The organism is Methylobacter marinus A45, from assembly GCF_000383855.1.
GTDB lineage: Bacteria > Pseudomonadota > Gammaproteobacteria > Methylococcales > Methylomonadaceae > Methylobacter > Methylobacter marinus.
In genome coordinates, this window is record NZ_KB912877.1 from 1,179,397 (window position 1) to 1,193,536 (window position 14,140).

The 14,140-nt window shown below is 53.7% G+C and carries 15 protein-coding genes; 7 read left to right on the plus strand and 8 right to left on the minus strand.

All coding sequences use genetic code 11. The features are described 5' to 3' along the window. The 6 genes from METMA_RS0105305 to METMA_RS0105335 all read right to left on the minus strand — a co-directional run bounded on the left by METMA_RS0105305 (position 1) and on the right by METMA_RS0105335 (position 5,584). The gene (locus METMA_RS0105305) at positions 1 to 630 is read right to left on the minus strand and encodes a hypothetical protein (RefSeq protein WP_020158033.1); all 630 of its coding nucleotides are present in this window, start codon (positions 628 to 630) and stop codon (positions 1 to 3) included. Positions 631 to 712: 82 nt separating this feature from the next. Then, positions 713 to 1,729: an AAA family ATPase gene (locus tag METMA_RS0105310; RefSeq protein ID WP_020158034.1), complete on the minus strand. Its 1,017-nt coding sequence runs from the start codon at positions 1,727 to 1,729 to the stop codon at positions 713 to 715. A 348-nt stretch (positions 1,730 to 2,077) separates the two neighbouring features. Next, positions 2,078 to 2,362 carry a methanol dehydrogenase [cytochrome c] subunit gene (locus tag METMA_RS0105320; RefSeq protein ID WP_020158035.1) on the minus strand — a complete coding sequence of 95 codons (285 nt, stop codon included), beginning with the start codon at positions 2,360 to 2,362 and terminating at the stop codon, positions 2,078 to 2,080. Positions 2,363 to 2,375: 13 nt separating this feature from the next. Next, positions 2,376 to 2,852, minus strand: a complete 477-nt coding sequence (gene moxG, locus METMA_RS0105325; protein ID WP_020158036.1) for a cytochrome c(L), periplasmic — start codon at positions 2,850 to 2,852, stop codon at positions 2,376 to 2,378. Positions 2,853 to 2,859: 7 nt separating this feature from the next. After that, positions 2,860 to 3,714, minus strand: coding sequence for a methanol oxidation system protein MoxJ (gene moxJ / locus METMA_RS0105330; protein WP_036297867.1), 855 nt, complete (start codon positions 3,712 to 3,714; stop codon positions 2,860 to 2,862). Positions 3,715 to 3,772: 58 nt separating this feature from the next. Further along, positions 3,773 to 5,584 carry a methanol/ethanol family PQQ-dependent dehydrogenase gene (locus METMA_RS0105335; protein WP_020158038.1) on the minus strand — a complete coding sequence of 604 codons (1,812 nt, stop codon included), beginning with the start codon at positions 5,582 to 5,584 and terminating at the stop codon, positions 3,773 to 3,775. Between the two features lie 329 nt (positions 5,585 to 5,913). Here METMA_RS0105335 and METMA_RS0105340 point away from each other — a divergent pair, with 329 nt between their 5' ends. The 6 genes from METMA_RS0105340 to METMA_RS0105370 all read left to right on the plus strand — a co-directional run bounded on the left by METMA_RS0105340 (position 5,914) and on the right by METMA_RS0105370 (position 11,635). Continuing rightward, positions 5,914 to 6,570 carry a response regulator gene (locus METMA_RS0105340; RefSeq protein WP_020158039.1) on the plus strand — a complete coding sequence of 219 codons (657 nt, stop codon included), beginning with the start codon at positions 5,914 to 5,916 and terminating at the stop codon, positions 6,568 to 6,570. 421 nt (positions 6,571 to 6,991) lie between these two features. Beyond that, on the plus strand, positions 6,992 to 8,071 hold the full coding sequence (locus METMA_RS24000; RefSeq protein ID WP_020158041.1) for a Fic family protein: 1,080 nt from the start codon (positions 6,992 to 6,994) through the stop codon (positions 8,069 to 8,071). A 240-nt stretch (positions 8,072 to 8,311) separates the two neighbouring features. Further along, positions 8,312 to 9,088 carry an ATP-binding protein gene (locus METMA_RS0105355; protein WP_027147061.1) on the plus strand — a complete coding sequence of 259 codons (777 nt, stop codon included), beginning with the start codon at positions 8,312 to 8,314 and terminating at the stop codon, positions 9,086 to 9,088. Positions 9,089 to 9,385: 297 nt separating this feature from the next. Beyond that, complete coding sequence (locus tag METMA_RS0105360) at positions 9,386 to 10,477, plus strand: sterol desaturase family protein (protein WP_198014466.1); 1,092 nt, start codon at positions 9,386 to 9,388, stop codon at positions 10,475 to 10,477. A gap of 194 nt (positions 10,478 to 10,671) precedes the next feature. Next, entirely contained in the window at positions 10,672 to 11,421 is a 750-nt protein-coding gene (locus METMA_RS0105365) for a class I SAM-dependent methyltransferase (RefSeq protein ID WP_020158044.1), read from the plus strand. A gap of 7 nt (positions 11,422 to 11,428) precedes the next feature. Then, positions 11,429 to 11,635 carry a hypothetical protein gene (locus METMA_RS0105370; protein ID WP_020158045.1) on the plus strand — a complete coding sequence of 69 codons (207 nt, stop codon included), beginning with the start codon at positions 11,429 to 11,431 and terminating at the stop codon, positions 11,633 to 11,635. An 87-nt stretch (positions 11,636 to 11,722) separates the two neighbouring features. On the opposite strand, the gene METMA_RS0105375 is transcribed toward METMA_RS0105370, so the two are convergent. Beyond that, positions 11,723 to 12,148: a DUF2383 domain-containing protein gene (locus METMA_RS0105375; protein ID WP_020158046.1), complete on the minus strand. Its 426-nt coding sequence runs from the start codon at positions 12,146 to 12,148 to the stop codon at positions 11,723 to 11,725. Next, positions 12,135 to 13,049 carry a lipid kinase gene (locus METMA_RS0105380; RefSeq protein WP_020158047.1) on the minus strand — a complete coding sequence of 305 codons (915 nt, stop codon included), beginning with the start codon at positions 13,047 to 13,049 and terminating at the stop codon, positions 12,135 to 12,137. The genes METMA_RS0105375 and METMA_RS0105380 overlap by 14 nt, the downstream gene beginning before the upstream one ends. Before the next feature lie 455 nt (positions 13,050 to 13,504). Here METMA_RS0105380 and METMA_RS0105390 point away from each other — a divergent pair, with 455 nt between their 5' ends. Further along, positions 13,505 to 14,086, plus strand: coding sequence for an LOG family protein (locus tag METMA_RS0105390; RefSeq protein WP_020158049.1), 582 nt, complete (start codon positions 13,505 to 13,507; stop codon positions 14,084 to 14,086). The last annotated feature ends 54 nt before the right edge of the window (positions 14,087 to 14,140 follow it).

A 14,140-nucleotide genomic window follows, 5' to 3' on the forward strand; every position in this document is an offset into this window, starting at 1 on the left:
TTACTGCTGGCTCGCTATCAGATACATGACGGCGCCGGTGAAGACGGTGTAGGCGGGCAGGCTGTACTTGACGGGCCAATCCAGGATCAGTCCGACCAGTCCCGAATAGCCTCGGTCGTCGCGGTTGTAAATCCCTTCGCCGATCAGCCAGTACAGTGTATTCAATACGCCGAGCGCGAGTATGGAGAAAAAACCGATATCGTCGATCAGCAGCGATTTCGAGGCGAGCATGTGGTCCTTGTCGCTGAAGTGCAGCCAATGCGCGGTCCATATGCCGACAATCAGGGCGCCGATCTTGAACGCGATCAGGCAGAAGGCCTGGGTGATGCGGCGCAGGTAATAAGAAACCTGAACGAGCGCGGGCAACCGGCGCGCCAGAAAAACGACAGGCAGCGCCATGGAGAACAGCAACAGGCCGGTAACTCCCAGCAATACCCAGAACCGGGTGCTGACGGCTTCGTTGATGGCGCCCGTGTAATAGGCTGCGTAGGACGCTTCCGCCAGATGGTCAAAGCCGTCGGCAATAAAAAAGCAGATGAAACTGACGCCGGCCCAGGTCAGGTACTGTTCGGTCAAATCGCCGATTTCCGTTTTGGGTTTGATTAAATCAAAGTATTTTTTAACGCTCATGGGTTGCTCACCTGGATAAATATCGCTGTTGCGGCGTTGGGTCGAATACCCTAAAGGGCACAAGTGAATTCGACCCTACAGTTCACGGTGCGGCGATCTGGTTGAGAATGCCGTCGATCAGTTCGGGCATCAGTTCGTCCTTCCGGTAGGCGTACATCGGGCTCAAAAAGATGCGATGCGCCATCGTGACCTGATAAACCGCCTGCAGATCCTCGGGCAGCAGGGCATTGCGGCCTTCCAGCCAGGCGCGGACCTTGGCGGCGCGGATGAAGTAGCTCATGCCGCGCGGACTGGCGCCGGCCTGCAGCAGCGCGCTCATGTCCACGTCGGACAATTCGATCCCGTAATCCTGCGGATAATGCGAGGCTTTCCACAACGCCAGGGCGTAGGCGCGCAGCTTCGGCGTACCCTGTATATTCTCCTGCAGCATGACCGCCAGATCGTTGAGTTCGTAATAAGCGATGCCGCCGGTTTCCATGCCGGCAACAAGCCGGTCGACGTCATGGAAGCGCTGGTTGAACATCAGTTCATCCAGTACCGCGTCGTCCGTCGGCGTCGCCATGCCGATCTCGAACATGAAACGGTCTTTCGCGGCGGCCGGCAGTTCGAAGGTTTCCTCTTTCTCCACGCGGTTGCGGTCGGCGAACACCTGCAGGTGGGGAAATTCGTAATCGCGGTTGAAGGCGTTGATGCTGCGCTCCGCCATAGCTCTGAGCAACAGAGAATGCACCTGCGGACGGGCGCGGTTGATTTCGTTGAAAAAGAAAGTAGCCAGCCGGCTGCCCTGCTTCAGCAGCGGACCCGGATCGACGCGCGGCTTGCCGGCTTCGTCCAGGTAGGTATAGTAGACGAGATCGGCGGGCATCAGATCGATCGTGCCCTCGACGCGTTGGTAATCGCCGCCCAGGCCATGGGCGATGGCGCGCAGCAGCGTCGTCTTGCCGACGCCGACCTGGCCTTCCAGCAATACATGGCCGCGCGCGAACACGGCGAGGACGATATTGCGGACCACGGAGGGCTGGCCGATCACGATCCCGTTGATCTGTTGTTCGAACTGCAGCGCCTTGGCGCGCCAGTCGTTGAGCTGGTTGTCTGTCATGTTTGGCTAACAAAAAAATCTCCGTTAAGGGGAGGTCTTAACGGAGTAAGTATGGTTTACGTCTTTGGCTAAAATCAGCGCTTATGTAGGGGCGAACCTATGTGTTCGCCCTTGCCCAACGGTTATCCCTCGGCCAATGGTTTCCCGGTAACCTGTCGTGCACCGGACACAGGGCGGACACGCAGGTCCGCCCCTACACGCGCTTGCCAAAATTGGGGGAAGTTATTCTCCGCCGTATCCTTAGTCTTAAAAAATGCATGAGGATCGAAGCCTGAGGCAAAGCCTATCGCTTCAGGCTTCGGGTAGGCCAAACATGCGGGGGAGGCATGCCTGGCCTTGAGGAAATCCTTATTCGATATCCTCTACGTCATAAACAAACTTGCCGGTTTTGCTCAGGTTTTCCCAGCGTTTCTCATTGCGGGCTTCCATTTCCTTGATGGATTGTGATTGTTTATTCAGTTCGTTGGGATCGTGTTTCGGGTCGTACTTGCTGCCCGCCACTTTATCCGGATAGCCTGGTTTAGGTTCCCAGCACACGCCGGGTTCCTTGCAGTTGGTGCCGTCATAGGCCGATGCGGAAAATGACAGTGTGGCCATAAGGCTTGCGGCACCGAGTAAAAGTAATTTTTTCATTGTCGTGTCCTCGTTATTTTTTTAACCATTTGGCTTTCTTTGGATCACCATTGTAGATGTCCCGCAAAAAGGCCATGATATGCAGCATCTCATCGGTGCTGAAATTGACGTATTGCGGTCCCATCATGCCGTTGGCGCCGCCGAACAGCAGTTCGAACAGGCCTTTGTCGGTGGCGTTGGCCGGATAGGTCCAGTAGTCGTCGGCCAATCCCGGCCCCAGCTTGCCTTCCGCTTCATGGCCGTGGCAGCCGGAGCAGCCCGTCATGTAAAGGCTTTTACCCTTCTCGACCGCTTCCTTGTCGCCGTTATAGGGGTTTTTGCCAGTCTCCATGAACTGCTTGAACGCCTCGGTGTTACCGCCGGATTTGGCGACGCTCATGTCCAGCACTTCGCCGGTGATGGCATGGTGCAGCGTGATCTCCGCCTGCGCGCCGGCGCTGGACAAAGCCAGAACCGCGAATGCGGCGGCTGTTAAATAATTATGTTTCATTTCTTTGTTAATCCTGTTTCTTCATGGCTAAAGCGGGTTCCGTTTCGGGCAGCAGGGGAATCCCTTCTGCTTCCAGAATCTGCTTTATATCCTGTTGTCGTTTTTCAATAACCTGATTCAACTGCGCCAGCAGGGCTTCGTCGCCTTTGCGCACGCCCATGGAGGTGCTGTAGTGAAAGCCCACCTTCTCGCCGTCGGCGCGGGCATTGTTGTCAGGGATCACCGTCACCTTCAGCGGCGTTGCCGCTTCCTTGACATAACGGGCGCTGGCAGGCCCCCACAGCACGGCGACTTCGGCACGCCCCGAGGCGACCTCGGAAACCAGTTTGGCGTTGTCGTACTTGACGTACTGGTTGCGCCTGGACTTGTAGCCGACCAGTTCCTGTTCGTAATTGAACATGTCGTTGTAACGCCCGATCGCGCGCATCATGACTTCAGCCGGCGAACCCGGCACATAAGCGATACGCTCAGCCTTGCGCAGGACTTCGCTGTCCCAGTTCCGCAGGTCCAGATTGTCGTTCTGGCGCGTGATGAACACGTAGCCGGACCGGTAATAAGGCCGCGTGGTCAGTACCCGCGGATCGCCGGTATCCATGCCGATGGAAACGTCGCAAAGCCCTTTGTCCAGGTAATCGCGCAGGTAGAAGCGCGGATCGGTCCAGGTCACGTATTCGACTTTCCGGCCCAGTTCCTCGCCGACCAGTTGCGCCAGCTTGTTCTCGAAGCCTTCCCCTTTTTTATTGGAGTAAGGCATTTCGTCTTCCGCGGCGCAGACTTTCAACGGTTCCTGAGCAAAAGCGCCGGATGCCGCAAAGCCCAGCGCCAAAGAGAGAGCAGTTAAGATAGTTACTTTAAATGACATATTGTCCTCGTGGTAATAGCGGGCGAAAAACATCCGCCCGCCCTACGTTTTCAGATACTTAAAGCGAGAACACCATGACGCCGCCGCCCATCTGGGTATAGTGCGCCAGTTCTTTGAACGCACCGACCGCGCCGAGACCGGCTGTCGGATCTTTCAGGTCGAATACCAGACCGACGCCGGGCCAGCCGCCTACGCCGTAGTAAATCGCGACATACTGCTTGCCGTCGTGTTTATAGGTAATCGGATGGCCGATCACGCCGGAAGGCAGCTTGAATTTCCACAGCTCTTCGCCGGTTTTGGAGTTGAGCGCCTTGATGTAGCCGTCCAGCGTGCCGTAGAACACGAGGTCGCCCGCCGTTGCCGTGGTGCCGCCCCAGACCGCGAATTTTTCCTGGACTTCCCATTCGAATTCGCCGGTGACCGCATTCATGGCCTTGACTTGACCCAGCGTGCCTTTAGGTCCCGGATACATGTTCAAGGTCGCGCCGACGAAGAACTGGCCTGCGCGGTAAGGCAGCATGAACGGTTCCCAGTCCATGCAGATGTGGTTCACGCCCATGAAGAACAGTTGTCTGTTCGGGTCATACGACTCGATGCCCTGGTTGTGGTAACCCATGGCCGAAGGACAGATGCCTTTGGCTTCGTGATCCATATGTGTCGAATATTCGGGATCGCGCACCGGCAGACCGGTTTTCAGGTCCACGTGCTTGACCCAGTTGACGGTGTTGTCGATTTTGAAGGCATTGACCAGATCGCCGTTTTCACGGTTCAGGGTATAAACCAGGCCGTTGCGGTCAGGATGGGTCAGCAGTTTGGTCATTTTGCCGTTGACCATCTGCTCGGACAGGCCCATGTAGTTGACGCCGGCGTAATCCCACTCGTCGTGAGGCGTTTTCTGATAGCCGAATTTCGCTTCCCCGGTATCGATGTCGCGGCCCCAGATGGTCATAGTCCACTTGTTGTCGCCGGGACGCATGGTTTCGTTCCATGGCGCCGGGTTGCCTGATCCGTAGTAAAGCATTCTCAGGTCAGGATCATAAGCGTACCAGCCCCAGTTGGTGCCGCCGCCGATTTTCCAGGCGTCGCCTTCCCAGGTCTTCAGACCCAGACCGAACTGGCCGTAATGCGGGTTGGCGCTGTTGAAGTCTTTCGACAATTTGATGTCTTCATCGGGACCGGTCGCGAACACGCGCCAGGCCTGCTTGCCGTCCTTGATGTTATAGGCCGTCGCATAACCCCTGACACCCAGTTCGGCGCCGGACGTGCCGACAATGACCTTGTCCTCGGCGACAAACGGCGCGACAGTCAGGGTCGAGCCCATGGCGATGTCGGAGTTTTCCATTTTCCACAGTTGTTCGCCGGTTTTCGCGTTCAGTGCGACAATATGGCCGTCAAGCTGGTTAAGGAAAATCGTCGCCGGATAATTCTTGCCCTGCGGTGCATAAGCCAGACCGCGGTTAACCACGTCGCAACAGGCTACCGCACGGGCCGCCGGATTTTGCTTGGGCTTGTATTCCCACAGGATTTTGTCCGGATCATTCAGATCGATGGCGAAAACGTTGTTCGGATAAGGCGTATGAACATACATGATGCCGTCGACGACCAATGGCCCGCCTTCGTGGCCGTTCAGCACGCCGGTTGAAAAAGACCAGGCTGGCTTCAGGTTCTTGACGTTGGTGATATTGATGTCATACAACTCGCTGTAATGCGTGGAGCTGTAATCCTTGGTCTGCATCACCCAATTGGTGTTCTGGCGCGACATCTGGTCCAGCTCTTTATTGGCTTGCGCCGGTTGCGACAAGGCCAGCAGGATACCCGACGCCAGCGCCGTAGTCGTCCCCACATGACGAGCAAATTTCGAAATCCGCATACTTCCTCCAGGTTATTGTTATGCACTGATTAGTAAGGCCTAGCCTTAACGCGCCGATGTGTTTATTTGTGTCAACTTGCAGCAATCAGCTTTCTTGATCAAAACGTAATGCCTTGGATTTTCGGCGCGCAAGGCTATGCTGGGCGGAAATGATACGGGAGGCGGCTGTGCTCGGGTTACGGAATAAGCCCCGAAATGACCGGGAAAATTGCGCCAAATACCCATGAAATTTTCCCCTGTACAGCCCGCATCGACAAAACGGGAAAAGCTCCCATATTTTTTACCGCGCAAACCATGCATCATGGGCGAATTTGTAGGGGAGTAACCGAGTGTCAAGCAAGATCAATGTATTATTGGTGGACGACCATGCTGTCGTCCGGGCAGGCTACAAGACCTATCTGGCGTTATCCGATAATATCGGCAAGATTTATGAAGCGGACCGGGGCGAGACGGCCTGCCAGCTGTACAGCCAGCATCAGCCGGACATCGTGGTGCTGGATCTGTCGATGCCGGGCATCGGCGGGTTTGAAACGATCAGACGGCTGCTCAGCCGGGACCCGAACTGCAAGGTCCTGGTATTCAGCATCCATGACGGCCTGGTTTATGTCACGCGCGCCATCAAGGCCGGCGCCAAAGGCTACATCACCAAAAACAGCATGCCCGAAACACTGGTGACGGCGGTCTGCAAAATCGCCCGAGGCGGCACGTATGTAGATCCGGAACTGGCCCAGCAGCTGGCGATCACGATGGGAACCGGCCACGACGATTCGGAAAAGATCAGACTGCTGTCGCCCCGGGAATTCGATGTCTTCTGTCTGCTGGCTCGGGGCTACAACACGCACAAGGCCGCCGAAAAGCTTTGCCTGAGTTACAAGACGGTCTGCAACCACGGCACCGCGATCAAGGAAAAACTGGGCGTGACCACGATAGCCGAGCTGACGCTGCTGGCCGGCCGGCAGGGGATACTGGAGTATGAGGTGGAGTGAGGGCTGATGCACCTGCTGCGGTCGAACTCGATGGATTCGAACCAGCGGATCGATATAAATGCCGAGCTATCTTCCGAGACGATGGATGCGCCTCACGGCATCGGCAGCATCCTGATAAAGCCAACGTACTTATCGCGTTGATAGCCTCCATGCGACTTGTTCCAGCTTTAGTTCCTGGCGTTGATAGACACGCTCTCCGCCTCTAATTATAATTAGAACGAATATCTATCTGGACATTTTTTTAGACATAAAATATAAAAAATTATTACAACTATTTGTATTATAATTATTTTTAATTAAAAAATTATGGACATTGTTGGAGACATAAATTGTGATATTTTCCCTTGAGGAATATGAGGATTATCTAGCTCGCATAGAAACTGACCGTTTCGGGCCATTTGATTTGCAAATAGGCTGTAACATGCAAACTTTGGAAACGCTTTTATTGCGGGTGAATGATGCCCATCAGCGCTTTCACACCTCACCATTGTCGCCCATTGCCAATCATTTAGAAAAAGAAGTCATCGTCAGCAGTGTTTTCGGCACCAACAGTATTGAAGGCGGCGCGCTTAGTAAGACCGAAACACAATCAGCACTGGAACTCGATCCATCGAAAATTCAGGACATCGAACAACGCCGGGTCCTTAACCTTAAACAGGCTTATCAATTAAGCCGTCAGGCGGCATCTGATCCCAACTGGCAGTTGGATGTGGAATTTATTAAAACCATGCATGCCGCCATAACCGACCAATTACCTCATGAGCGCAACCAAGCCGGGGTTTTGCGCGATAATTCAAAATCAGTCACCACTTATGTCGGTGATCCGGCACATGGTGGACGTTATAAACCGCCTCAATACGGCAAGGATATTATCAAGCTGTTGGAAGCCCTGGTGGACTGGCACCAGCAACTGAAGGACCAGAAGATTCCCGCGCTGATTCGGGCGCCTTTGGTGCACTTGTATTATGAATTGATCCACCCCTTCTGGGACGGCAATGGCCGTGTCGGCCGCGTGCTGGAAGCCACGCTGCTCCAAGCTGAGGGTTTTAAATACGCGCCTTTTGCTCTGGCGCACTATTATTTTGAAAACATAGACAAATACTTCGCCCTATTTAATCTGTGCCGCAAACAGGCCATGAAAAAGCGCCCTTTTCCCAATACCGCCTTTGTGGAATTTTTTCTGCAAGGCATGTTCATCAGCCTGAATAAATTGCATGACCGAGCCAATAATCTCATTAACATCTTGCTGTTTGAAATAGAAATCAAGCGCCGGTATGACCAGAAAACAATTAACGCTCGGCAGTACGCCATTGTCAGCCAAGTCTTGAATACGGGACCGATTCCGTTATCAGTCTTACGGCAAGCGCCTTGGTACATGGCCCTGTATGAAAACCGAACTGATAAAACCAAGCGGCGGGATTTAACCGCTCTACAAGAACAAGGGCTAGTGAAGCTGGATAATGAAAAACGGCTTTGGCCTGGATGTTTTGATATAGCGTAATCAAGCCCTCTTTCCTTGCTCTATTGTCACAATGTTTCCGTGATTCGCGCGAGCCTACAGCTCGATAGGATGCATTGGGGAGCGGCAATCGCGATAAATGCGCCTCCTGGCGTCGGCAGCATCCTAATAAACCCAGCATTCGGAACCGCCCATGCCTGCCCGCCCGGTTCTCTGATTGCCTTCGCCGAATTGAATAGCATACAATCCAAGACACCTTCAGCAACCTTTAAAACAAAACCGATGATCGACTGGAACACCACTTATGCGGCCATCTGGCGCCAGCGCCAGGCCTACTTACGCCCGGTTCGGCATACAGACCCAATTCGCCTGCGGCAGTTATTAGGGATTGATGCTCAAAAACAACAGCTGATAACCAATACCGAACGCTTTCTGGCCGGGAAGCCTGCCAATAATGCCCTGCTCTGGGGCGCGCGCGGCACCGGCAAATCGTCTCTGGTCAAAGCCTTGCTGAACGACTATAAAGACCGGGGATTGCGCATCATCGAGGTGGACAAGGAGGATCTTTTGTACCTGCCGGAAATCGTCGACGACATCCGCGAGCACGATCACCGTTTCATCATCTATTGCGACGACTTGTCTTTCGAAAGCGGCGACAGCCTCTACAAGCCGTTGAAAAGCGTGCTGGAAGGCTCCATCGAACTGCCGCCGGACAATGTGCTGTTTTACGCGACGTCGAACCGCCGGCATCTGTTGCCTGAACACATGCGCGACAATCTGGAGACGCAGCTGGTGAACGGCGAAGTACATTATTCCGACGCCATCGAGGAAAAAATCTCGCTCTCTGACCGGTTCGGCTTGCGGCTCGCCTTTTATCCCCTGCAAACCCCGGACTACCTTCAGATTGTCGACAGCTATTTCGCCGAATTCACCGGCGATCGCGAGACCTTGCACAAGGCAGCGCTGGATTTCGCCCATCAAAATGCGGCTAAAAGCGGGCGTACTGCCAGACAGTTTTTTAACGCTTATAGCCAATCGACAACGATTGATAATTTTTGACCGGCGCCACCGCTTCTTGCCGGCACGCCTTATCCACTGAACCGGGCCGGCAGGATGTGTGACCCAAGCTTCCGACGAAGAAGAAACGCATCAATAGCGATCGATGCGTTTCCCTTCATACTGCGCTCAGAACAGGTCTGACGTCGGCAGTATCCCATTGACCAGCGCCTTCTATCGTGTTGCGCATATAAGGCTCTGTCGCTGGATATTCAAATAATGATAATTTTTAATTCAAAAGAGTGATAAAGAATGATTAATCAATTACGTCGGGCACTTCGATCTGATTTGGAATCACCTGTGGAAGCCAGATCCTTTGGCTCGGGATGGATTAGCGGCGTGGGCGCTTTAGCCTTATCGGTTGTGGCTTCAGGTGTAATTTTAAGCGCGCACTTCCCGGACTTACTTGCCACTCAGCAATTCCGAACCCTGTATGACCGATCCTGGTTCGACTTATTGACTCAGGGCATCATGCTATCCAGCTTTTTATTGGCCTGCATCAGCCTGGTTCTGCGCCAGAACAGGATTTTAGGTATCAGTGCCATTGTTTTGGTATTCATGGCGTCTCTCATCGGCAGCATGCCGACAACATATGATTCGACGGCCTCGACCGCCATTATCAGCCTGGACTGGTTTGTATTAAATCTCTTGATGACCGGTATCGTGTTTATTCCATTGGAAACCTTTTTTGGCCGGTTACGCGATCAACCCTTATTCAGGAGTGAATGGCGCGAAGATCTGCTGTATTTTCTGATTAGCAGCCTGCTGGTGCAAACATTAACGTACCTGTCGCTATGGCCATCGAATACCATAGTTGCCCATACCGACTGGAGCGCCTTCCGCCATGCGGTCGGATCGCAACCTGTCTGGCTTCAGTTTATCGAAATCATGTTGTTAACGGATTTCATCCAATATTGGTTTCACCGGGCTTTCCACCGTATCCCTTGGCTATGGCGCTTTCATGCCGTGCATCATTCAGCGCAAAAAATGGACTGGCTGGCCGGTTCCAGGATGCACATTGTTGAAATCATTGGTTTGCGCAGCGTCACTGTCATTCCCATGATGACATTTGGCTACCAGGAAATAGCCATACAAGCCTATCTGTTGCTGGTCTATCTCTATTCCACTTATCTTCATGCGAACATCCGGTTCAATGTGGAATGGCTAAAGCCTTTCATTGTGACGCCACGATTCCACCATTGGCACCATGGTGTTGAGGAAGAAGCGATTGACATCAATTTTGCCATTCACTTTCCATTATTCGATCGCTTGTTCGGCACGTATTATATGCCTAGCCATGAATGGCCCGGCGGTTATGGCATTAAAGGCCATCCGGTACCGAATGGCTACCTGAGGCAAATGGCTTATCCCTTTCAAAAATCACAGCGTTAGGGACGGCGATCATCATCGGCCGCAATGATCGTTTATTGAAGCTGATTTTAATTGACCATCAACACCGACCCTGTGAGAGGGGAAATTTGCGGTTCCGGCATCCAGTACGAGGAAATGCCGGACCTGTAAACACTTGATGAAACATTGCAACGGACAAGCCGCTGAATGCGGCTTCATAACTTTAAGGAGACCTCATGACCCATCAATCCTGGAACGCATCACAATACATTGACCATGCCGCTTTTGTTGCTGAACTCGGAGTCCCCCTGGTTGCGCTTCTAAACCCGTCCCGGGGAGAGAAGATTCTCGACCTGGGCTGCGGGGACGGCACACTGACCATGAAAATCGCACAGACTGGCGCGAGCGTGCATGGCGTTGATGCCAGTGAAAGCATGATCGCTGCCGCTGCTTCAAGAGGACTGTCCGCAGAAGTCTGTAGCGGAGAGTCCTTGAATTTCAATAATCAGTTTGACGCGGTTTTCTCCAATGCGGCGTTGCACTGGATGACGGACTATCAAGCGGTCATCGGCGGCGTTCATCGGGCGCTCAAACCCAACGGCAGATTCGTGGGCGAACTGGGTGGGCTGGGCAATATTGCCGCCCTGATAGATGCCATGGAGCGGGTGTTTGCTCAACATGATGACTTTGGACAATTCAAAAATCCCTGGTTTTTCCCATCCGCCGAGGTTTATCAGGCGGCGCTGGAACAAGGCGGTTTCCGTGTTAGTCACATTGAGACCATAGAACGGCCTACGCCACTGAAAACAGGTGTACGCGAATGGCTAAAGCTCTTTGCCAACAGCGTAACGCAGGCGCTGAGCCAGGATCAAAAAGCCTGTTTCCATGAAGAAACGGAAGCACTGCTTAAGCCGGTTTTATATTCCGAACAGGAAGGCTGGATCGCGGACTATGTCCGCTTGCGGTTCGCGGCATTCAAGGTATGACCCTCGCATGGACATGTTTGAACAGCGATATCGTCAGCGGATTAGCGATATTGGGATTGAGGCGGCAGCCGCCGCAGGCATGAAGGCATTCCGCCATGTGCGAATTGACGAGGCCTCGTCGCGTCGAGCCGGAAACGCGGTGTTATTCGACGATATGTTGCAGCTTCCCCAATTGCTCGCTGGCTTTGCCAATAATACTCCGCCCATCATTTAGCGCGATGAACCCGTGTAGCGCCTTTATGATGAAGGGTAAGCTAGAGTCAGGAGCCGTCCATGCGCTGAACCAGCCATTATCAAACGCTCAGTTTCCCCTGTTCTTCCTCGCTTCGGCTACCGATTTTTCAAGTTCGCGCAATATGGCCAGGGTCTCCGCATCGAAATCCAGTCTGACGGCCTCGCTGATTTCCTGAAGCAGCTGTGAGTCGAGTTCGTCCAGACTGTCCAACAGCGCATCCTTCTCATTCTCGGAAAATGTGGCTTTCAATTGGGTAAGCATTTCCTCGACCGCCAGTTTTTCAGGGTCAGGCGCGGACGGCATGTCCCCAAGCTTATACATCTGCGGCGCCAGCCTATCGATAATCCTTTCCCGCTCCAGCGCCAGCCTGTCGAGCAAGGTTTTGATCTGTTCATCATCGCCGGCGTCCGCGACCCAGCGATAATGATCGATCGATCCGCGGCTGGAGTTGATGACGGTGTCAAGTGCCACCTGTTTTTCAGTCCTCAGCATCGTCCGCCTCCTCCTGTGTGAAATATTCATCCGGTACATAGACCTGCAGACTGTTCGGCTGCAGTTCGAAATAAGCGGGGGTCCAGGAAACAGGTTCCCCATCCGCGCATATCGGCATTTTTCTTGAAGTATCTATTCGGATGTTCTCGCCGCCGCGAAGCCAGACGCCCTCCCGGCCTTTCAACTTGCCGCCCAGAATGACCACTGAATGGCTGAGAAAGCTCCAGAAGCTTTGCGGTTCCAGACTAAAAATTCTCAATTGATGGTCATCGACCGACGCTTCCTGGGATAACGCCATACCGCCTCCGTAAAACCGGCCGTTGGCAACGGTGATATGAATCGAGCGTATGCGAATACCTTCTCCGTCGCAGACGATATCGGCATGATAGGGACGCATCGAGTTAAATGCATCGATCAGACTTCTTGCATAACTGAACCGTCCCCAGCGGGATTTAAGATCACGGGTCAAGCCGCGGTTTACTTTGACGCCCAGTCCGATATGCGCGGCATTTACAAACCAATGGCCATTCACCCTGGCCAAATCTATGGCATGCAGGCGGCCGTTGGCGATGATGGCCGCGGCGGATTCGATGGATTCCGGAATTTTCAGGGTGCGGGCCAGGTCATTGGCCGTACCCATCGGCAAAATACCCAGAGCCAGGCCACATTCGGAAAGCGTGCCCGAAGCGGCGCCCATGGTGCCGTCACCGCCGGCGAGAATCACGCTATCGACCTGATCACGGTGTTGCCTGATCAAGTCATTGATCCGGGCGGGATTTTCGGCTTCCTGTTCGATCAGGTTAAGTCCCGCGTCTTTAAGAATCTTAACGGCGCCATTAAGCTCATTATCGGCTTTGCCACTTTTTTTATTAGTGATAAAAAGCGCATTTCGTCTAGTCATTCAAGCCATTCCAGTAAGGTACATCATGACGGCAATGTGAACATTCCGGAGTTCCGCGGCGCTGCATGGAACTCAAGCGCAGACTGCAATAACCGGCCGCGTCAAATCGGCAATATCTGATAGACAATTTTTTCGCCGAATTGTTTTAGGCAATTTACCGGTGCGGCAGGCTGTGCCGGGCAGCCATAGGCGATGAAGTAAAATGCATCAATCGCGACCGCTGAGCCTCCCTTCGAATTCGCGGATGGGCCTGCCGCCGGCGGTCTGCTGAAAACCAACCTTTTCCCATTGTGCCCAACCCGCCCCGTGCGATAAGCTGCACAGTCCGGCAGCCCCACAGCCGGCGCTTTAAGGCGTTCAGTACGGGCCTTGCACCAGCAATAGGCTATAAACCGTCATAGCTTATCGCGCGTGAAATCAAGCACCATATCCCATCAATAAAAAGGATCAGATTCATGAAAAGTATTTGCGTATACTGCGGCTCCAGCCCCGGCAGGCAAGAAGCGTATTCAGACGCCGCCCGCGAGCTTGCCCGGTCGCTGGTCGATCGAAATATAAGACTGGTTTACGGCGGGGCCAGCGTCGGCATCATGGGCTTGCTGGCGGACACCGTGCTGCAACTCGGCGGCCAGGCCGTGGGAGTAATCCCCGAAGCACTGGTGCGGCGGGAAGTCGCGCACAAGCGACTGACCGAACTGCACATCACGCAATCCATGCATGAGCGCAAAATGCTGATGGCCGAGCTTTCCGACGGATTTATTGCCTTGCCTGGCGGCATAGGAACGCTTGAGGAACTGTTCGAGGTTTGGACATGGGCACAACTCGGGCTGCACAAAAAGCCCTGCGGCCTGCTGAACATTGCTGGCTATTTCGATTCGCTGGCTACGTTCTTGGGCCATGCCGTCGCGGAACAATTCATCAAGCCAGCGCACCATTCAATACTGATCGTTGAGCGCGATTCAAAGGCACTGCTCGATCGCTTCGGCGGTTATGAACCGCCGGCCGTTACCAAGTGGGTCGACAAGGAAGAGACCTGAGAGGCTGGCATCTGTCTGACCGATACGGCGGTTTTTCTGGTTCCCATGCTCCTG

Coding starts and splice junctions, on each gene's coding strand:
- METMA_RS0105305 (WP_020158033.1), bottom strand. CDS start 630: ATGAGCGTTAAAAAATACTTTGATTTAATCAAACCCAAAACGGAAATC.
- METMA_RS0105310 (WP_020158034.1), bottom strand. CDS start 1,729: ATGACAGACAACCAGCTCAACGACTGGCGCGCCAAGGCGCTGCAGTTC.
- METMA_RS0105320 (WP_020158035.1), bottom strand. CDS start 2,362: ATGAAAAAATTACTTTTACTCGGTGCCGCAAGCCTTATGGCCACACTG.
- moxG (WP_020158036.1), bottom strand. CDS start 2,852: ATGAAACATAATTATTTAACAGCCGCCGCATTCGCGGTTCTGGCTTTG.
- moxJ (WP_036297867.1), bottom strand. CDS start 3,714: ATGTCATTTAAAGTAACTATCTTAACTGCTCTCTCTTTGGCGCTGGGC.
- METMA_RS0105335 (WP_020158038.1), bottom strand. CDS start 5,584: ATGCGGATTTCGAAATTTGCTCGTCATGTGGGGACGACTACGGCGCTG.
- METMA_RS24000 (WP_020158041.1), top strand. CDS start 6,992: ATGCAAACTTTGGAAACGCTTTTATTGCGGGTGAATGATGCCCATCAG.
- METMA_RS0105355 (WP_027147061.1), top strand. CDS start 8,312: ATGATCGACTGGAACACCACTTATGCGGCCATCTGGCGCCAGCGCCAG.
- METMA_RS0105365 (WP_020158044.1), top strand. CDS start 10,672: ATGACCCATCAATCCTGGAACGCATCACAATACATTGACCATGCCGCT.
- METMA_RS0105370 (WP_020158045.1), top strand. CDS start 11,429: ATGGACATGTTTGAACAGCGATATCGTCAGCGGATTAGCGATATTGGG.
- METMA_RS0105375 (WP_020158046.1), bottom strand. CDS start 12,148: ATGCTGAGGACTGAAAAACAGGTGGCACTTGACACCGTCATCAACTCC.
- METMA_RS0105380 (WP_020158047.1), bottom strand. CDS start 13,049: ATGACTAGACGAAATGCGCTTTTTATCACTAATAAAAAAAGTGGCAAA.
- METMA_RS0105390 (WP_020158049.1), top strand. CDS start 13,505: ATGAAAAGTATTTGCGTATACTGCGGCTCCAGCCCCGGCAGGCAAGAA.